Origin of the sequence: Mycolicibacterium duvalii, from assembly GCF_010726645.1 — a bacterium.
In the GTDB taxonomy this organism is placed as follows: domain Bacteria; phylum Actinomycetota; class Actinomycetes; order Mycobacteriales; family Mycobacteriaceae; genus Mycobacterium; species Mycobacterium duvalii.
Map to the genome: position 1 here is coordinate 4,050,090 of NZ_AP022563.1, position 13,197 is coordinate 4,063,286.

At 69.7% G+C, this 13,197-nt stretch carries 14 protein-coding genes; 7 read left to right on the forward strand and 7 right to left on the reverse strand.

Features of this window, described 5'->3' with window-relative positions; genetic code table 11:
- Nucleotides 1-20: 20 nt before the first annotated feature.
- The 3 genes from G6N31_RS19160 to G6N31_RS19170 are packed head-to-tail and all read left to right on the forward strand — an operon-like array spanning nucleotide 21 to nucleotide 2,356.
- A complete protein-coding gene (locus G6N31_RS19160) occupies nucleotides 21-632 on the forward strand; it encodes a peptidase M50 (RefSeq protein ID WP_098005556.1) in 612 nt (203 codons plus the stop codon).
- Nucleotides 593-1,408 (forward strand): site-2 protease family protein, encoded by an 816-nt coding sequence (locus tag G6N31_RS19165; protein ID WP_098005554.1) that lies wholly within the window; start codon nucleotides 593-595, stop codon nucleotides 1,406-1,408. Before G6N31_RS19160 ends, G6N31_RS19165 begins: the two co-directional genes overlap by 40 nt.
- 51 nt (nucleotides 1,409-1,459) lie before the next feature.
- On the forward strand, nucleotides 1,460-2,356 hold the full coding sequence (locus G6N31_RS19170) for a cation diffusion facilitator family transporter (RefSeq protein ID WP_098005552.1): 897 nt from the start codon (nucleotides 1,460-1,462) through the stop codon (nucleotides 2,354-2,356).
- 3 nt (nucleotides 2,357-2,359) lie between these two features.
- Here the strand turns inward: G6N31_RS19170 and G6N31_RS19175 are convergent, their stop codons facing one another.
- Complete coding sequence (locus G6N31_RS19175; RefSeq protein ID WP_098005550.1) at nucleotides 2,360-2,776, reverse strand: DUF3151 domain-containing protein; 417 nt, start codon at nucleotides 2,774-2,776, stop codon at nucleotides 2,360-2,362.
- 89 nt (nucleotides 2,777-2,865) lie between these two features.
- Here G6N31_RS19175 and G6N31_RS19180 point away from each other — a divergent pair, with 89 nt between their 5' ends.
- Nucleotides 2,866-3,627, forward strand: a complete 762-nt coding sequence (locus G6N31_RS19180; RefSeq protein ID WP_098005548.1) for an Rv0361 family membrane protein — start codon at nucleotides 2,866-2,868, stop codon at nucleotides 3,625-3,627.
- Nucleotides 3,628-3,772: 145 nt separating this feature from the next.
- Here G6N31_RS19180 and fbaA read toward each other — a convergent pair whose 3' ends face one another.
- Nucleotides 3,773-4,810: a class II fructose-bisphosphate aldolase gene (fbaA, locus tag G6N31_RS19185; RefSeq protein ID WP_098005546.1), complete on the reverse strand. Its 1,038-nt coding sequence runs from the start codon at nucleotides 4,808-4,810 to the stop codon at nucleotides 3,773-3,775.
- A gap of 28 nt (nucleotides 4,811-4,838) precedes the next feature.
- Nucleotides 4,839-5,852, reverse strand: a complete 1,014-nt coding sequence (locus G6N31_RS19190) for an alcohol dehydrogenase catalytic domain-containing protein (protein WP_098005544.1) — start codon at nucleotides 5,850-5,852, stop codon at nucleotides 4,839-4,841.
- Between the two features lie 58 nt (nucleotides 5,853-5,910).
- Here G6N31_RS19190 and G6N31_RS19195 point away from each other — a divergent pair, with 58 nt between their 5' ends.
- Nucleotides 5,911-6,582, forward strand: a complete 672-nt coding sequence (locus G6N31_RS19195; protein ID WP_098005592.1) for a DedA family protein — start codon at nucleotides 5,911-5,913, stop codon at nucleotides 6,580-6,582.
- On the opposite strand, the gene nhaA is transcribed toward G6N31_RS19195, so the two are convergent.
- Complete coding sequence (gene nhaA, locus G6N31_RS19200; protein ID WP_098005542.1) at nucleotides 6,579-8,432, reverse strand: Na+/H+ antiporter NhaA; 1,854 nt, start codon at nucleotides 8,430-8,432, stop codon at nucleotides 6,579-6,581. The genes G6N31_RS19195 and nhaA overlap by 4 nt on opposite strands.
- Entirely contained in the window at nucleotides 8,419-9,555 is a 1,137-nt protein-coding gene (locus tag G6N31_RS19205) for a glycoside hydrolase family 76 protein (protein ID WP_098005540.1), read from the reverse strand. The genes nhaA and G6N31_RS19205 overlap by 14 nt, the downstream gene beginning before the upstream one ends.
- A gap of 94 nt (nucleotides 9,556-9,649) precedes the next feature.
- Here G6N31_RS19205 and G6N31_RS19210 point away from each other — a divergent pair, with 94 nt between their 5' ends.
- Nucleotides 9,650-10,192, forward strand: a complete 543-nt coding sequence (locus G6N31_RS19210) for a TetR/AcrR family transcriptional regulator (protein WP_098005539.1) — start codon at nucleotides 9,650-9,652, stop codon at nucleotides 10,190-10,192.
- Entirely contained in the window at nucleotides 10,189-11,778 is a 1,590-nt protein-coding gene (locus G6N31_RS19215) for an MFS transporter (RefSeq protein ID WP_133117721.1), read from the forward strand. Before G6N31_RS19210 ends, G6N31_RS19215 begins: the two co-directional genes overlap by 4 nt.
- On the opposite strand, the gene G6N31_RS19220 is transcribed toward G6N31_RS19215, so the two are convergent.
- Together G6N31_RS19220 and G6N31_RS19225 are read right to left on the reverse strand one after the other, a co-directional pair.
- Entirely contained in the window at nucleotides 11,662-12,312 is a 651-nt protein-coding gene (locus tag G6N31_RS19220) for a TrmH family RNA methyltransferase (RefSeq protein ID WP_098005538.1), read from the reverse strand. The two genes, G6N31_RS19215 and G6N31_RS19220, sit on opposite strands and share 117 nt — an antisense overlap.
- Nucleotides 12,299-13,171: a hypothetical protein gene (locus G6N31_RS19225; RefSeq protein ID WP_276057844.1), complete on the reverse strand. Its 873-nt coding sequence runs from the start codon at nucleotides 13,169-13,171 to the stop codon at nucleotides 12,299-12,301. The genes G6N31_RS19220 and G6N31_RS19225 overlap by 14 nt, the downstream gene beginning before the upstream one ends.
- Between the last annotated feature and the right edge of the window lie 26 nt (nucleotides 13,172-13,197).

Consider the following 13,197-nt stretch of genomic DNA (forward strand, 5'->3'; position numbering starts at 1 on the left):
CGGCCCTGCCAAGGAGCAGCGTGGACTCCTACCCCATCGCGGTGTACCGCGGCGCGCACCGGCGGCTGCCGCGGGCCCTGCGCGATCTGCCCGTACTGGACCGCGTCGAGGATGTCGTCGCAGGTCGTCGGATCCTCGTGGTCGGCTCCCACTCCGACCTGTCCGCAGTGCTCAAGCAGCTGCTGCGAAGTGAGCGCCTCGACATCGAGGTGGCCCACGTGCGGCGCTGGTGGCAGGCGCGCCGCGCCCGGCGCGCGAGCGCGGTGCGCACTCCGCTGATCCGCGACGAGACCGGGGCGGTGATCACACGCGCGGCCTACTGGCTGCCGCCCGAGGACCGGACCGCGATCGAAGGCGAGGCCATAGTCGACGACGCGCGGCTGTTCGACGGTCACGCCCCGGCGGTGCGGGTCGAACCGACGGCCGCGCTGCCCGGGTTGCGCGCCACGGTGTGGCGGGGCCCGCTGCGGCCGGCACGGTGGGTGGCCGGACGCGCTGCGCAGTTGGGTACGACCGGCGCGCGGGTGGTCCGCGACGGCCAGCCGCACGCCCGGGAGGTGCGGCGCTCGACGTTCTACCGCCACACCGAGGGATGGGCCCGGGTACCCACCGCCCGGTTCGGCCCGCCGTGAGCACGACCTCGGCCCGCCGGTCGGTCCGGCCCAGTTGGGCCTTCTGGCTGCTGGTGGCCACCACCGGCCTTGGTGGCGTGCTGGCCTGGCAGTCCGCGGAGCGGGTCCAGCCGCTGGCCTACATCGGGGTCTTCATCCTGGTGCTGGGCGGCTGGCTGGTGTCACTGTGCCTGCACGAGTTCGGACACGCGTACACCGCGTGGCGTTACGGCGATCACGGAGTCGAGGCCCGCGGCTACCTGACACTCAACCCGTTCAAGTACTCCCATCCGCTGCTGTCGCTCGGGCTGCCGGTGCTGTTCATCGCGCTGGGCGGGATCGGCCTGCCCGGCGGGGCGGTTTATCTGCAGACCGCGGCGATGACGCGCCGGCAGCTGACCGTGGTCAGCCTGGCCGGACCGGCGATGAACGTGGTGCTGGCCGTGATCCTGCTCGCGGCGACCCGGCTCTTCTTCGACCCTGGGCATGCGGTGTTCTGGGCCGGGCTGGCGTTCCTGGCCTTCCTCCAGGTGACCGCCGTGCTGCTGAACCTGCTGCCGATCCCGGGACTGGACGGCTACGGCGCGCTGGAGCCGCACCTGAGCCCGCAGACCCGGCGCGCGATCGCGCCCCTCCGGCAGTGGGGTTTCCTGCTGCTGCTGGTGGTGCTGCTCACGCCGCCGCTGAACGGGTGGTTCTTCGCGGCGGTGTACTGGGCTTTCGACCTGTCGGGGGTTCCGGCCGCGCTGTCGTCGATAGGCAGCCAACTGACTCGCTTCTGGTCGGCCTGGATGTAGCCCGGCCGCACTCCTTGCCATATATGCGGTTATTCGCATATATTCGCCGCCATGGGTGCGGGACACGACCACGGCCAGGCCGACGCCCGGGTCTCCCGGATGATTCTGGCCGCGCTCATTCTGACCGCGTTCTTCCTGGTCGAACTGTTCACCGCGCTGGCGATCAACTCGATCGCACTGCTGGCCGACGCCGGCCACATGCTCACCGATCTGGTTGCGATGTTCATGGGCCTGACCGCCGTGCTGCTGGCCCGGCGCGGCAGCACCTCACCGGCACGCACGTACGGCTGGCACCGCGCCGAGGTGTTCACCGCGGTCGCCAATGCGGTGCTGCTGCTCGGCGTGGCGACGTTCATCCTGTACGAGGCGGTCGAGAGGATCGGCGACGCCCCCGAGGTGCCCGGCGTCCCGCTGATCGTCGTCGCGCTGGCCGGACTGGCGGCCAACCTCGTCGTGGTGGTGCTGCTGCGCTCGCACTCCCAGCAGAGCCTGGCGGTCAAGGGTGCCTACATGGAGGTGCTGGCCGACACCGTCGGCAGTGTCGGCGTACTGATCGCCGGCATCGTCACCGTGACCACCGGGTGGCCCTACGCCGACATCGTCGTCGCGGTCTTCGTCGCGCTGTGGGTGCTGCCGCGCGCGATCTCACTGGCGCGGGCCGCGCTGCGGATTCTGTCCGAGACATCCCCCAGCCACATCGACGTCGAGGAATTGCGGCAGGCGTTGTCCGCGGTCGACGGAGTCACCGAAGTGCACGACCTGCACGTCTGGACGCTGGTGCCGGGCAAGGACATGGTCACCGCACACCTGACCAGCAAGCGGGACTCCGCACAGGTGCTCGACGACGCGCGCGCGGTGCTCACCGCGCGCGGGCTGGACCATTCGACCGTCCAGGTCGAGCCGCCCGACGCGGCCGCCGACTGCGAGTGCGGCAGCGGCGACCGGTAGGCGTCAGGCCAGGCCCAGGGCGCCTCGGGCACCCGGGTCACAGTCGTCGAGCAGATCCAGGCAGCGCTGGTATTCGTCGACTTCGCCGATCGTGTCCGCCGCGCGGGCCAGCGCCGCCACACACCGCAGGAACCCGCGATTGGGCTCGTGCCTGAACGGCACCGGACCGAACCCCTTCCACCCGTTGCGGCGCAGCTGGTCCAGACCCCGGTGGTAGCCGGTGCGGGCGTAGGCGTAGGCGGTCACGGCCTGACCGTCGTCGAGGGCCCGTTCGGCGAGCACCGCCCACGCGATCGACGCCGTCGGATGCGCCGCGGCCACGATGGCCGGGTTCTCCGCCGCGTCGAGTTCCGCCTCGGCGGCAGGGTCGCCGGGCAGGAACACTGGTTCGGGTCCGAGAAGGTCACCCATCCGAGTCATGGCGTCATTGTGCCGTGCGGGCGTGCGCGCCCGTCACCGCGGATGGCTAAGCTTCGGCCGTAGCGTCGTTAGGGAGGACCGCCACACCGATGTCGAACCCCACAGGGCCCGAGCGTCCGGACACGCCGGCCGACGATCAGACGCCGCCGGATGCCGAGACCGAAGTGCTGCCGGAACCGGATCCGGAGCATGAGCCCGCGACCGAGGTCATCTCGCCGCAGCCGCCGCCCGGGTTGGGTCAACCGGAGGAGCCCGGGGAGCGCCGGTACACGGCGCCGTCGGGTTTCGACGCCGGATCCACCCAGATCATCAACCGGCCCAACGAGCCGGCCACCGAGGTGTTCGCCTCCCAGAAATCGGCCGGGCCGCAGGTGATTCCGCCACGTGGCGAAGCCCCCAAGCCGGCCAAGCAGAAGCGTCACTGGGGCTGGGTGGCCGCGATCGTGGTGATCATCGCGGTGCTGGCCGTCGTCGCGATCGTGGGCACGATCCTGCTGACCAGGGGCGGGGTGGCCGGGGTGTCGCAGGAAGAGCAGGTGCGCACCACCATCCAGAACTTCGACACCGCGGTGCAGAACGGCGACCTGGCCACGTTGCGCAGCATCACCTGCGGCTCGAAGCGCGACACCTACGTCAACTACAGCGACGAGCGCTGGGCCGAGATCCACAAGCGGGTGGCGGCGGCCAAGCAGTACCCGGTGGTGGCCAGCATCGACCAGGTGGTGATCAACGGCGACCACGCGGAGGCCAACGTCACCACGTTCATGGCCTATGCGCCGCAGACCCGCTCGACACGTAGCTTCGACCTGCAGTTCCGCGACGACCAGTGGAAGGTCTGTCAGACCAACTGATCGGCCCGATCTGACACGCCGGCTCAGCCGACCCCGCCTCGCCGGCTCCATCGAGATCCACGTTTTGTAGCGGTCTACTCGCACTTTCTCTGCAAAACGCAGACCTCGATGATCCGCGCAGGCGAGACCCTGGATTCCGGCCGGCTCAGCCCGCGGTCACGCTCCGGCCCGCGCTGTGCAGATCCGCGCACGCCTCGACCACCCGCTCGCTCATCGAGGCCTCGGCCTTCTTCAAATAGCTGCGGGGGTCGTAGACCTTCTTGTTGCCCACCTCGCCGTCCACCTTGAGCACGCCGTCGTAGTGGCTGAACATGTGCCCGACGATCGGACGACTGAACGCGTACTGCGTGTCGGTGTCGACGTTCATCTTCACCACGCCGTAGCGCAACGCGTCCTCGATCTCGGACTTCAGCGAGCCCGATCCGCCGTGGAAGACGAAGTCGAACGGCTTGGCGCCGGTCGGCAGTCCCAGTTTCGCGGCGGCGACCTGCTGGCCCTCGGCCAGCACCTCGGGCCGCAGCACCACGTTGCCCGGCTTGTAGACGCCGTGCACGTTGCCGAACGTGGCCGCCAGCAGGTACCGGCCGCGCTCGCCGGCGCCGAGCGCGTCGATGGTCTTCTCGAAATCCTCGGCCGTGGTGTACAGCTTGTCGTTGATCTCGGCCTCGACCCCGTCCTCCTCGCCGCCGACCACACCGATCTCGACCTCGAGGATGATCTTGGCCGCAGCGGCCTCGCCCAGCAGTTCCTGTGCGATGGCCAGGTTCTCGTCGATCGGCACCGCCGAGCCGTCCCACATGTGCGACTGGAACAACGGATTGTCCCCGCGGGCGACGCGTTCGGCCGAGATCGCCAGCAGCGGGCGCACGTAGGTGTCGAGCTTGTCCTTGGGGCAGTGGTCGGTGTGCAGCGCCACCGTGATCGGGTATCGCTGCGCCACCACATGGGCGAACTCGGCCAGTGCCACCGCGCCCGTCACCATGTCCTTTACCCCCAGGCCGGAAGCGAATTCCGCTCCACCGGTGGAGAATTGGATGATGCCGTCAGAACCGGCATCGGCGAAGCCCTTGATTGCGGCGTTCACCGATTCCGAGCCGACGCAGTTGATGGCCGGGAATGCGAACCCGTGTTCTTTGGCGCGGTCCAGCATCTCGGCGTAGACCTCGGGCGTCGCGATCGGCATACCGCAGTATCCCAGGAAAGCCGCCGGATTACACGGTGAGAACCATCCGGTACCGCGCCCGTCCCTCGTCCATCGCGGCATAGGCGTCGGCCGCCTCGGCCAGCGGCCGTTCCTCGACCATGGCGCGCACCCCGCTGCGCACCGCGAACCGCATGGTTTCCTCGACGTCGCGCGACGTGCCCGACGGGTGCCCCGTCACCGACACGCCCGGCGTGATCAGCTGCATCGGCGAGATCGGCAGCGGGTCGGCGGTGACGCCGACGACGACGAGCTCACCCTGCGGGCCGAGCCCGCCGACGGTGTCGGCCATCGCCTGCGCGTTGGCCGCCGTGGCGAGCACCGCCACCGCCCCGCCCAGCCGCCGCAGTTCGGCGGACACGTCGCTCGAGGTCGAGTCGATGTAGTGGTGGGCACCCAGTTCGCGTGCGTCGGCCTCCTTGGCCGCACCGCGGGCGATCGCCACGGTTTCGAACCCCATCGCCCGGGACCATTGCACGCCGAGGTGGCCGAGCCCGCCGATGCCGAGCACTGCGACGAGGTCACCGGCCTTGGCGCGGGTCCGGCGCAATGCGTTGAAGGTGGTCACGCCCGCACATCCCATCGGGGCGGCCTCGACGAACGACAACTCGTCGGGGATGCGCGCCAACGCGGTCACCGGCACGGTGACCGACTCGGCGTAACCGCCGGGGTAGTGCCAGCTGGGCACCTGCATGTTCTCGCACTGCATGAAGAAGGCCTGCCGACACGGCACGCAGTGGTGGCAATTTCCGCCGAACCAACCGACCGCGACCCGGTCGCCGGTGGCGAAGCCCTCCACCCCGTCACCCACCTCGGCGACGGTGCCGGCGATTTCGTGGCCCGGGGTCAGCGGCCAGGTCAGACCCGGGAAACCGCCGGTCACGAAGCCGTGGTCGGTTCCGCAGACGCCGCACGCCGCGACATCGATACGGACGTGACCGGACGACGGGGCAGGGGTGTCGACCTCGACCAAGGTCAACGGCGCGTTGGCAGAGGCGACATGGACGGCCTGATGAGTGGGCATAGTCGAGCTTAAGGCGCCGGTACGCTTGGAAGCCGTGGTCGTCGACAATCTCGCGCTGATGCCCGATTTCCTGGACCCGATCAATCTCCTCAGCTACTTCGGCACGTGGGCGCTGATCGGCCTGCTGCTGGTCGTGTTCGTGGAGTCCGGCGTACTGTTCCCGATCCTGCCCGGCGACTCGCTGTTGTTCGTCGCGGGCATGCTGGCCGCCGGTACCGCGGCCGCCGCGCAGGACGGCACGGTGCCGGCCAACTTCGAACTCTGGCAGCTGGTGCTGTTCATCCCGATCGCGGCGGTGCTCGGCGCCCAGGTCGGCTACTGGATCGGCCGCAACATCGGGACCGCGATGTTCAAGCCCGACGCCCGGTTCCTCAAGCAGCGGTACCTCGACGAGGCGCACCTGTTCTTCGAACAACGCGGTCCATTCGCCATCGTGATCGCGCGCTTCGTGCCGATCGTGCGCACGCTGGCGCCGATCACGGCCGGCGCGGCCCGGATGAACTACGCGGTGTTCACCCTCTTCAACGCCGTCGGCGCCGTCATCTGGGGGGTGGGGCTGACCGTTCTCGGGTACTGGCTCGGACGCTTCGAGATCATCCAGACGCTGCTCGAGCCGATCGTGTTGGGCATCGTGGCGCTGTCGGTGCTGCCGATCGCCTTCGAGTGGTACAAGCGGCGGAAAGCGGCGCGCCAGGCCGGCGGTGCCGCCGAACCCGAAGCCAGCACCTAAGGCCGGCCCCGCTCGAGGACCCGGATCAGGCTCGCGGCGTCCCAGGGTCCGCGGTGCCGCACTCCGTTGACGAACAGTGTCGGCGTCGCGTTGAGGTCCATCTCCTCGGCGTCGTCGGCGTCGTCGGTGACCCGGTGCAGCACTTTGGTCGAGTGCACCCGGACGTCCTGGTCGAATCGCTCGATGTCGCAGCCGACGGCCACCGCGTACCGGTACATGTCCGACCACTCCAGATCGTCCTGATGGTCGAACAGTTCGTGCGCCATCTCCCAGAACCTGCCTTGCAGCGCGGCCGCCTCGCTGGCCCGTGCCGCGTCGAAGGCCCGCGGATGGGCCCTTTCGAGCGGGAAGTGGCGCCACACGTAGAGCAGGTCGGCCCCGAAGTGGGCCCGCACCTCGTCGATCATCCCGGTGGCCCGGCTGCAGAACGGGCACTCGAAATCCCCGTACTCGACGAGCACCAGCGGCGCGTTCGGGTTTCCCCGGATGTGGTCGCGCTCGGGATCGACGGGCCGTAACAGCTTCGATCCCACCGACTCCGGCGGGCTGAGCCGGTCGGTGACGCGGAAGAGCAACCAGCCGAGGCCGAACGCCAGCGCCGAGGCGGTGAGCACACCGATGCGGGCCTGGTCCTGGCGGTCCGGTTCGGCGATGGCGATGTCGACGATGAACAGCGAGATCGTGAAGCCGATGCCCGACAGCGCGGCGCCGCCGGCGACCCGCCGCAAGGACAGCCCGGGCGCCAACACCCCCAGTCCGGTGCGCCGCATCAGCCAGGTGGCGCCGGTGATGCCGACGAACTTGCCCACCACCAGACCGGAGATGATGCCCCACGTCAGCGGCGACCGAAATGCCGTGGCCAACGTCTGCGCGTCGAGCCGGACGCCGGCGTTGACCAGCGCGAACAGCGGCAGGATGACGAAGGCCACCACCGGGCCCACCGAGGTTTGCAGGCGCTCGTTGATCGAAATCGATTCGCGCAGAGAGCGACTGGCCTGTCGCGCGTAGCGGGAGTTCGGTGACTGCCGAAAGGCCCGAATCTGCTCGACGGCGCGCTCGACCGGCCGGCGCTCCGGCGTGAACACCGGGATGGACAGCGCGACCGCGACGCCGGCCAGCGTCGGGTGAATGCCGGCCAGATACAACGTGATCCACAGCGCGACGCCGAGCACGGCGTAGGCCGGACCGTGCCATCTGGGCAACCTGCGCACCAGGACCAGCACCACGAGCAGCGCCAACGACAGCACTAGCGGGCCGACCCGCAGTTCGTCGGAGTAGAACACCGCGATCGCGATCAGCGCTCCGACGTCGTCCACCACCGCCAGCGTGAGCAGGAACAACCGCACCCGGGCCGGGAACACCGGCTTGATGATGGCCAGCGCACCGACCAGGAACGCGGTGTCGGTCGAGATCACCACGCCCCACGCGTGCGCGTTGTCCCCGGACGGGTTGAACGCCAGGAACACCACGGCGGGCACCACCAGACCGGCCGCGGCAGCGACCACCGGAACGGCTGCCCGGGACCGGTCGGTCAACTCGCCGATGGTGAATTCCCGGGTCACCTCCAACCCGACGATGAAGAAGAAGAACGCCATCAGCGCGTCGTTGACGAGATGTTTGACCGACATCTCGAAGTGGTGGGCTCCGAACCCCATGCCGACGTGGGTGTCGAGCAGCGTCCAATAGCTCTGCGCCCAGGGCGAATTCGCCCACACGATCGCCACCACCGTGCTGATCAGCAGCAGCGCGGCGGCGGTGTTGTCGGTGGTCCTGGTGGCTTTACTGCCGCGGTTGCGCCGGGACGGGAGCAGCGGGAAACCCCGCGCAGCGGTCGTCTCAGTCTCTCTCACCTGCGGGCACTGGGCCTGATTCGTCACCCGCCACGGTGTGCGCTGCTTCCATGAGCATCCATCCGGACAGCTGAACCGACAGGTCGCGCTCGGGTATCTCCGACGAGTTGACCGCGCCGTCCACGAACTGGGCATCCCCGGCCGTCGCGGTCGGCAGCTCGGCCGCGCGGTCCCAGAACGCACCGAACAGCGGAGTGCCGTCGACGGTTTGACGATTGTCCCAGGCGGCCCGCGCCGAGGACGTGACCAGCGAGCGCGCGGTCCGGCGAGCATCGTCGTCCTCGGTCCCCGCCGACGGCAGGTCGGTGGCGACCAGGGCCAGGTAGCGGGCCAGGATGCCGTTGAACAAGCCGCCGTCGCCGCCGCCGGCACCGCGGATCACCCCGTCGGGCGCCATGTGCTCGGCGACCGCGGCCACCAGGCGGTGCACCCGCTGGTGGTGCCGCTCGTCTGTGGTGCGTCGGGCGAGTTCGGTCTCCAGCCCCAGCACCACGCCCTGGCAGTAGGTGTACTGCGCGCGGACCAGCGAGCCGCCCTTGATCCCGTCGAACACCAGCTTGGTGTCCGGATCGATCAGCGTCTCGTCGATCCAGTCGGCCATCTGCTGCGCGCGCCGTAACCGGTCTCCGTACCGGGCGAGGAAGATCCCGGCCGGGCCATTGGCCGGAGCGTTGAAGAACTGGTCCTGTTTGCGCCACGGGATTCCGCCGCCGTCCTCGGGCACCCAGGAGCTCAGGAACTGGTCGGCCAATGTGTCGAGGGCTTTGTCCCGGCCGACCCCGACCAGCCGGCCACTGCGCTCCAGCGCCAGCGCCAGCCACGCCATGTCGTCGTAGTAGTCGTTGGTCCACCGCCCGATGTTGCGGATGCGGTGGCCGCGGATTTGGCGGGCGATGGCCGTGAGCCGCTCCGGCTTCGGGTCGCGCAGCTGCGCGTCGACCAGGTTGTCCAGCAGGTGGGCCTGCCACCAGTAGTGCCAGGTACCGAATCGCCGGTGCCGGCCGGTGGCCGGCCACGCCACCACACCGAGCTGGGTGCCGGGCAGGCCCCACAGCCTCCGGAGGTGGCGCCGGGTGATGGCAGTCTCGGCGCTGGCCGCGCGGTTGGCCCACATCTGGTCCATGTCTTGATCCTGCCTCACCGGGCCGCGGTTGGGCGGCCGGCCGGATAAGACGCGCAGCGAGACATTTTTGTCTCACATCATCTATTATCGTCTCATGGCTGTGGAGCGCGAGGACCTGTTGCGAGCGGCGGCGGATTTCCTGGGCCGGCGCCCCAACGCGACCCAGGATGAGATCGCCGCCGCCGTCGGCGTCAGCCGTGCCACCTTGCACCGCCATTTCGCCGGCAAGCCCGCGCTGCTGGCCGCGCTCGACGACTTCGCGATCGCGCAGATGCACCAAGCCCTCGACAGCGCCGAGTTGCAGCGCGGTTCGGCCATCGAGGCGCTGGGCCGGCTGGTGGCGGCCTGCGAACCGGTGTCGCCGTACCTGTCGCTGCTCTACAGCCAGACCCAGGACCTCGACATGGAGCACTCGCTGCAGGGGTGGGCCGAGGCCGACGCGGCGATCAGCGCGCTGTTCGAGCGCGGACAGCGCAGCGGCGAGTTCCGCCCCGATCTGTCGGCGGCCTGGCTCACCGAGGCTCTGTACAACCTCGTCGCCGGGGCCGCATGGGCGATCCAGAACGGCCGGGTCGCCGGCCGCGATTTTCACCGCTTGATCGTCGAATTGCTGTTGAACGGAGTACGCACCCCATGACCAGACGGTGGCTCGCACTGGGCTTCCTCACCCTGGCCGTGCTGCTGATCGGCATCGACGGCACCGTTCTGGCGCTGGCGACCCCGTTCATCAGCCGCGATCTGGGCGCGACCAACACCGAGATCCTGTGGATCGGCGACATCTACTCGTTCGTGCTGGCCAGCCTGCTGATCAGCATGGGCAGCCTCGGCGACCGCGTCGGGCACCGCAAGTTGCTGCTGATCGGCGCCGTCGGATTCGCCGGCGTGTCCGCGCTGAGTGCCTACGCGCCGACCGCCGAGTTGCTGATCGCCGGACGAGCCCTGCAGGGCGTGGCGGGCGCGACCCTGGCCCCGGCCACGCTGGCCCTGATCCGCGGCATCTTCAGCGATCCACGGGAACGGTCACTGGCAGTGGGTATCTGGGCGGCGACGTTCTCGGCGGGAGCTGCGCTGGGTCCGGTGCTGGGCGGCGTGCTGCTCGAGCACTTCTGGTGGGGTTCGGTGTTGCTGATCAACGTGCCGGTGATGCTGATCCTGGTGGTCGGCGGGATGGCGCTGTTCCCGGAGCACCGTAACCCGGACCCGGGACCGTGGGACCTGCCGTCGGTGGGGCTGTCGATGGTCGGCATCCTCGCGGTGGTCTACGCGATCAAGGAGACCGCCGTCGGCGGCGTGCGCGCCGACGGGGCTGCCGCCGCGGCACTCGGCGTCACCGCGTTGGTCTGGTTCGTCCGTCGCCAGCTGCGGCTGTCCAGCCCGCTGATCGACGTGCGGTTGTTCGCCAACCGGGCGTTCTCCGGTGTGGTCGGGGCGAATCTTCTTTCAGTACTGGGGCTCTCGGGACTGGTGTTCTTCCTGTCCCAGTTCTTTCAGCTGGTCAAGGGCTACGGTCCGCTGCACGCGGGGTTGGCCGAACTGCCCGCTGCAGTGACGGCCACCGTGTTCGGTGTGCTGGCCGGGCTGGCGGTGCGCTGGTTCAGTCAGCGCGCGGTGCTGACCGCGGGGCTGGCGATGGTCGGGGTGGCGATGGCGACGCTGACGCTGATCCGCCCGGACACCTCCTACCCGCAGCTGGGCGTGGCGCTGTTCGTGGTCGGCGTCGGCCTCGGTCTGGCGTTCACCGTCGCCAGCGACGTCATCCTGACCAGCGTGCCGAAAGAACGGGCCGGCTCGGCGGCCGCGGTGTCCGAAACCGCCTATGAGCTCGGCATGGCGCTCGGGATCGCGACCCTGGGTTCGATCGTGACCAGCGTGTACCGCGGCTTCGTCAGCCCGGCCGGTGTGCCGGCCGACGCGGCCGAACATGCCCGGGACTCGTTGGCGGCCGCCACGCAAGTGGCCGCCGACCTTCCCGCCGGACAGGCGCAGTCACTGCTGACGGCTGCCCAGGAGGCCTTCACGGCCGGGCTGGCCATCGCCGCCGGCGCCGGTGCGGTGCTGATGTTGGCGTCCGCGGCGGCGGTGTGGGTACTGCTGCGCGACGCGCGGCTACCAGGCCAGGCTGAGGTCGGCGTGCTGGACGACCCAGGTGTGCATGGCGATTCCGGCGGCGACCGCGGCGTTGATGCTGCGGGTGGAGCCGAACTGGGCGATCGACACCGTTGATGCCGCACCGTCTTTCGCATCCGCGGTGATACCGGGGCCCTCCTGGCCGAAGATCAACAGGCAGTCCCGCGGCAGCGCAGCGTGTTCGAGGCGCGTCGCGCCCGGCACGTTGTCGACCGCGACCACCGTCAGCCCGGCCCGGGCGGCGAACGCCAGCAGTTCGGCGGTGGTGTCGTGGTGGCACAGCCGCTGATAGCGGTCGGTGACCATGGCGCCGCGACGATTCCAGCGGCGCCGTCCGACGATGTGCACCGTGTGCACCGCGAACGCGTTGGCCGTGCGGACCACCGCGCCGATGTTGGCGTCGTTGCCGAAGTTCTCGATGGCCACGTGGAGGCCGTGTCGGCGCCGGTCGATATCGGCGATGATGGCCTCGCGCGACCAGTACCGGTAGGCATCGACGACGTTGCGGGAGTCACCCTCGCGCAGCAACTCTGGATCGAGCCGGGGATCATCGGGCAGCGGCCCGTCCCAGGGGCCGACCCCGTTGCCGTCGCCCCACTCGGTCGGACCGGGCAGTTCAGCGTCGCTCATCGACCGTCCAGAGACCCGCGTGGGTGCCCACGACGGACACCGTGGCGTACAGCAGCGCCCGGTTGATCTCCCCCTGTGTACACAGAGACGCGTTGAGCTGCACTGTGTCTCGAGACACTTCGGGGAGCACCAGGACCGATGCACCGTAGGTGCTGCAGGCATGGCTGAGCCCACGGCCGGGCAGCGTCGGACCCGCCAGCACCATCAGCGGTCCGCCACGCGCGGCGGAGTCGTCACGGTAACGCGCCGCCACGGCGTCGGCCTGCAGCCCCATCAGCATGTAACCCTGGCCCTCGAAGGCCGTCGGGTCACCGAGTGCCGGGGGTTCCAGCCTGGTCCCGTCGGCGTGGAAAGCGTCCAGGCTGGTGGTGCGCAGGTTCAGACCGGTATCGGTGTCGTTGGTGGGCAGCAGGCCGACCGGGAACGCCGCCGGGTAGGCGACCGTGGTGCCGGGGATCCGGTCCTGCGGCGAGTAGACGTACACGCCACGCAGTTGCGACTGGTCCCGCAGCGGCCCCAGGCACACGGTGCCCGTCATCCGGTCCGGTGTAGGCGCCGACAGCGGCTCCACGTCGAGGTTGGCCACGTTCTCACATCCGCCCAGCGCCGGGGCTTCTAGGGGGTGGGCGAGTGCGCCGTACAGACCGAACCGGATGTCCTCGGCCGCGATCGGCCGGGCCCCCTCCTGCGCGGGGGAGGCGTCGACGTCGACGAGGACGTGGTCGGCATCGAAACGCAGGTTGGCCACGGACATGTTCCACCCGAGGATCGCCAGCGATTCCCCGACTTTCGCGTGGGCGGCGCCGTACACGGGTTGCGGCGCGTCGTCACTCGAGCAGGCGGCGACCACGAGCACCATCGCCGCCAGAATTGCGGCTACCCGCA

Excerpts from the sequence above, each read along its gene's own strand:
- G6N31_RS19165 (WP_098005554.1), top strand. The coding sequence starts at position 593 with ATGGGCCCGGGTACCCACCGCCCGGTTCGGCCCGCCGTGAGCACGACC.
- G6N31_RS19170 (WP_098005552.1), top strand. The coding sequence starts at position 1,460 with ATGGGTGCGGGACACGACCACGGCCAGGCCGACGCCCGGGTCTCCCGG.
- G6N31_RS19175 (WP_098005550.1), bottom strand. The coding sequence starts at position 2,776 with ATGACTCGGATGGGTGACCTTCTCGGACCCGAACCAGTGTTCCTGCCC.
- G6N31_RS19180 (WP_098005548.1), top strand. The coding sequence starts at position 2,866 with ATGTCGAACCCCACAGGGCCCGAGCGTCCGGACACGCCGGCCGACGAT.
- fbaA (WP_098005546.1), bottom strand. The coding sequence starts at position 4,810 with ATGCCGATCGCGACGCCCGAGGTCTACGCCGAGATGCTGGACCGCGCC.
- G6N31_RS19190 (WP_098005544.1), bottom strand. The coding sequence starts at position 5,852 with ATGCCCACTCATCAGGCCGTCCATGTCGCCTCTGCCAACGCGCCGTTG.
- G6N31_RS19195 (WP_098005592.1), top strand. The coding sequence starts at position 5,911 with ATGCCCGATTTCCTGGACCCGATCAATCTCCTCAGCTACTTCGGCACG.
- G6N31_RS19205 (WP_098005540.1), bottom strand. The coding sequence starts at position 9,555 with ATGGACCAGATGTGGGCCAACCGCGCGGCCAGCGCCGAGACTGCCATC.
- G6N31_RS19210 (WP_098005539.1), top strand. The coding sequence starts at position 9,650 with ATGGCTGTGGAGCGCGAGGACCTGTTGCGAGCGGCGGCGGATTTCCTG.
- G6N31_RS19215 (WP_133117721.1), top strand. The coding sequence starts at position 10,189 with ATGACCAGACGGTGGCTCGCACTGGGCTTCCTCACCCTGGCCGTGCTG.
- G6N31_RS19220 (WP_098005538.1), bottom strand. The coding sequence starts at position 12,312 with ATGAGCGACGCTGAACTGCCCGGTCCGACCGAGTGGGGCGACGGCAAC.
- G6N31_RS19225 (WP_276057844.1), bottom strand. The coding sequence starts at position 13,171 with ATGGTGCTCGTGGTCGCCGCCTGCTCGAGTGACGACGCGCCGCAACCC.